A 1,235-nucleotide genomic window follows, 5' to 3' on the forward strand; every position below is an offset into this window, starting at 1 on the left:
CTAATGATTTTGGACACTTCAATCGGGCGCTATGATGGCGCCCAAATCTGAGGTGTTTGGATATGCGTAAATCTTATTCAAGTGAGTTCAAACTCAAAGCTGCCAGCATGGTGCTGGACGAGGGGCAGTCGGTTCCCGAGGTCTGTGCCAGTTTGGATATTGGCCCTACGGCCCTGCGTCGCTGGGTCGATCAAGTTCGCAAGGAACGCTTGGGCTCGACTCCGGTGGGAGCCAAGGCGATTACCGCGGATCAGCGAGAGATTCAGGAACTTAAAGCCTTGCTCAGGCAAAAAGACCGGGATATCGAAATCCTAAAAAAGGCCAGTGCTCTCCTGCTTTTGGACGCCAAAGATCACTCTCGTTGATCTGTGAGCTGGGCGAGCAGTACGGCGTTAACGATTGCTGTCGTGTGTTCGGAATAAACCGCAGTAGCTTTTACGCATGGCGTCAGCGCCAAGGCAAAGTGAGCCCTAAGCGTGAGAAGCTCAAGGCCATGCTGGTCAAGCACCACAGGGCGTCGAGAGAGTCTGCGGGTGCTCGGACCTTGGCTAAACAGCTGCAAGCCGGCGGGCATGATGTCGGGCGGTTCATGGCTCGCAGCTTGATGCGAGAAGCAGGCATTGTCAGCCGTCAACGCCGGCGCCATAAGTACAAGTCACCCGGCGTGGAAGCTTTGGTGGCACCGCATGTGCTCAAACGCAAGTTTGATGTTACGGCGGTCAATCAGGTGTGGTGTGGAGACGTGACGTACATCAAAGTCGGCAAGCGTTGGCTGTATTTCGCGGCGGTTCTGGACTTGTTCGCTCGCCGGATCGTGGGCTGGTCGTTTTCGATGATCTCCGATGCCACGCTGACCTGCGAAGCTCTGCGGATGGCGATTGAACTGCGCGGTCGCCCAAAAGACGTACTGTTTCACTCCGACCAAGGTTGCCAGTACACCAGCCATAAATTCAGAAATGAACTGCTGGAACATGGACTCCGGCAAAGCATGAGCCGTAAAGGCGAATGCTGGGACAACGCACCGATGGAGCGTTTCTTTGGAAGTTTGAAATCAGAGTGGGTGCCAGAAGCAGGCTACGGATCGGAACATGAGGCCCGAGCGGATGTGCAGCGCTATGTATCGCGCTACAACATCACCAGGCCGCATAGCTACAACGACTATCGGTCACCAGTCGCCAGGGAGAAGTTGGCGGCGTGAAACCTTAATCGGTGTCCAAGATTACTTGACCAGTTCA

2 protein-coding genes are annotated in these 1,235 nt (G+C 55.0%); both read left to right on the forward strand.

The features are described 5' to 3' along the window. Positions 1-62: 62 nt before the first annotated feature. Positions 63-365, forward strand: coding sequence for a transposase (locus tag IB241_RS27640; RefSeq protein ID WP_225595758.1), 303 nt, complete (start codon positions 63-65; stop codon positions 363-365). After that, entirely contained in the window at positions 362-1,198 is an 837-nt protein-coding gene (locus tag IB241_RS27285; RefSeq protein ID WP_225595759.1) for an IS3 family transposase, read from the forward strand. The genes IB241_RS27640 and IB241_RS27285 overlap by 4 nt, the downstream gene beginning before the upstream one ends. The last annotated feature ends 37 nt before the right edge of the window (positions 1,199-1,235 follow it).

The organism is Pseudomonas sp. PDM05 (assembly GCF_014851685.1).
Classification (GTDB): Bacteria; Pseudomonadota; Gammaproteobacteria; order Pseudomonadales; family Pseudomonadaceae; genus Aquipseudomonas.